General features: G+C 42.9%; 2 protein-coding genes. Both read right to left on the reverse strand.

Annotated elements, in window-relative coordinates; translation table 11 throughout:
• Positions 1 to 36: 36 nt before the first annotated feature.
• Entirely contained in the window at positions 37 to 1,845 is a 1,809-nt protein-coding gene (locus tag ACFQ2O_RS21055; RefSeq protein WP_377532757.1) for a M61 family metallopeptidase, read from the reverse strand.
• Positions 1,846 to 2,251: 406 nt separating this feature from the next.
• Positions 2,252 to 2,644: a hypothetical protein gene (locus tag ACFQ2O_RS21060; protein WP_377532759.1), complete on the reverse strand. Its 393-nt coding sequence runs from the start codon at positions 2,642 to 2,644 to the stop codon at positions 2,252 to 2,254.
• Positions 2,645 to 2,691 lie beyond the last annotated feature (47 nt).

Here is a 2,691-nt window from a genome sequence, read left to right on the forward strand (position 1 = left end):
GTATTATCCGGCTTTTTTTGTGATGTTTAAAATTTGCTAGTTGCTGCCAACCTCCAGCCATTTATTAAAAATTTGAGATTGAACGGGTGTTGAGTTAGGCAGTTTTATGAATTGATACCTCACGCTGGCATCGCCTAGCATCTTAATCTTCAAAGATTGAAGGTTACCGTCACGAGAAATCACCACCTCGGCTGTGTCGCCTACAGCCATACCAGCTATGCGGCGCTCCAGATCATCTCCTACACGCATTCCATCCATGGAGATAATTTCATCATTTACATTTAAGCCTCCATCCCAGGCGCTGCTACCACGGTTAACCCCGCGCACAAGCAGTTTCCCCCCTGACATGACAGTTGTAGCCCCCCAGTTAATGGCATTGCTTCCTTCATTGGTATTAACCAGCTGTAAGCCTGCTGCATCAAAGTACTCATTATAGGCAGGCGTTTTTGTTCCATGCACATAATCCTGGAAAAACTTGTCCATGTTTCGGCCAGAAACTTTTTCTATAGCTTCTTTAAATTCAGTTTCTTTAAAGCCTCTTTTAAGGTTTTTATAATACCGCTGATACATCAGTTTCATAACATCATCCAGGCTTTTCTCACCCTTAGTTGCTTCCATTACTTCCATGTTAAGCAAATGACCCAGTACGCCACCTTTTGTATAATATGAAACTTCTGCGTTATTAGAATTCTCGGTGCGGCGATAATACTTAATCCAGGCGTCAAAGCTTGCTTCAGCCACAGACTGTATTTTATTGCCAGGTGTGTTTTCTACAGAGTTTATACTTCCGGCCACAACAGCAAGGTATCGATCTGGCGTTGTAAAACCTGCGCGGCGCACAATAAGATCATCGTAATAGCTCGTTATACCTTCAGACACCCACAGCAAAGTAGTATAATTTTCCTGATTATAATTAAATGGACCCAGCGCTTCCGGGCGCAGGCGCTTCACATTCCACAGGTGAAAATACTCATGTGCCACTAAGCTTAAGAAACCGGTATAGCCAGCTTCTGTGCCATAGTTCATGCGAGAAGTTTGAAGCGTAGTAGAGTTCAGGTGTTCCAGTCCTCCCCCACCTCGCTCGAGGTTATGGACGATAAATACATAGCGGTCTACAGGCAGCTCACCAATTACTTCCACAGCCTCTTCCACTACCTTTTTCATATCCGCCAGCAGGCGCTGCTCTTCGTAATTGCCTTCGCCATACATAGCTACTTCATGTGGCACTCCGGCTGCAGTAAACTTCAGCACTTTGTGATTTCCAATTTCCAACGGTGAGTCAGCCAATATATCGTAGTTAGGAAAGGTATAAGTGAATTTACCTGTACTTTTTAAACCTGTAGATACGGTGTTCCATTCTTTGTAGGGGTTTACTACGAGTGTACCATTTAAATTCTGATAGCCCTCCGGATACATAAAGATGCTTGTTCCATTGAGATAACCATGTGATGCATCGAGGTAGCTGGTGCGAACACTTAGCTCATAGGCATACACATCATAAGAGGCACGTACGGCATCAGCTTTATTGCTGTAGACACGCCAAGTGTTTTTATCGATCTTTTCACTCTGTAGCGGTTTGCCTGTTTTATCTGTAGCCTTAAAACTTTCGACATTCTTTGCAAACTCACGAACCAAGTATGATCCGGGTGCCCAAACAGGCATCGTGAAATCTATGTATTTCTTTTTAACGCCACTCAGCTCTGCCTCCACTTTAAAGTAGTGCGTGTGTGGTTCGGGCATAGAAAGCGTATACTTTAGCTCTGCTGCAAGGGCCGCCGCCGCATTTGTGAAGGTTAAGAAAAGGAGTAGAAGGAGAGAAAGTTTAAATTGATTGATTTTGAACATGTTTTAGTTTAGTGTTAAAGATAAAAGCAATGGCATTTTACAACAATTAGCCTGCTTTTCAAAATCACGAAGCACCTGTTCCCGTTCAGATTTAGTAAGAGCTTGTTTACTATTTCGTTTTTTCAGGCGAAAGCTGAATGGAAAGGGTTCTGGCAAAGCGGTTTTAGAGCTTCATAGAGCGCTATGGGGCGAGAAAAGCGTGAAGCCAGGTTCCTTTACAGGCTTTTGCAGCGCAAAGGATGAATTTTAAACAGGCTCTAAATGATGATTTAGTGAATAATTCTGGCAGCGCAGTTTTTTTATTTAAAATTCTGCTAAGCAAAAGGAAAACCTAAAGAGGCTGCGTGTATGTCAAATGGCAAAGAAAGAAGGTTAAAAGCTTCTATTCTTTACCGCTAGGAAATGCTCACGATGCGTTCAGTAGCAATCGGTCTCTGAGCCATGCATGAGCCAATCTATACTCACAAAAAAAATTGATAGACACAAAGGAATTATAGCTTCGTAAGCCGCTTTCTCCCAGCCGGTGCAGCAGATCAGTAAAACAGCTTTCAGAGAGCACAATAGCCAAATAGTTATCAGAGCCAAGGCGCATCATCATCTCAGGCACCAGAAACCCATACAGCCAGGCCTCTTCGCTGTCTTCCAGAGCATTGGTTTGTGTTAGGTCGAGCAACCAGTGTTTAATCGATTTGTCATAAGCATACATTAAAGCTGTTAGCAATTCAGCCTTCAACTCTTCAGAAGGGCATACTTGGTTATATTTTAACTCAAGAAGCCCATCTTTAGAAACATACTTCATAATCTTACCTCCCATAACCAACCCCTTCACGTGAACCTCTCATATAG

Origin of the sequence: Pontibacter rugosus (genome assembly GCF_042678745.1) — a bacterium.
Classification (GTDB): Bacteria; Bacteroidota; Bacteroidia; order Cytophagales; family Hymenobacteraceae; genus Pontibacter; species Pontibacter rugosus.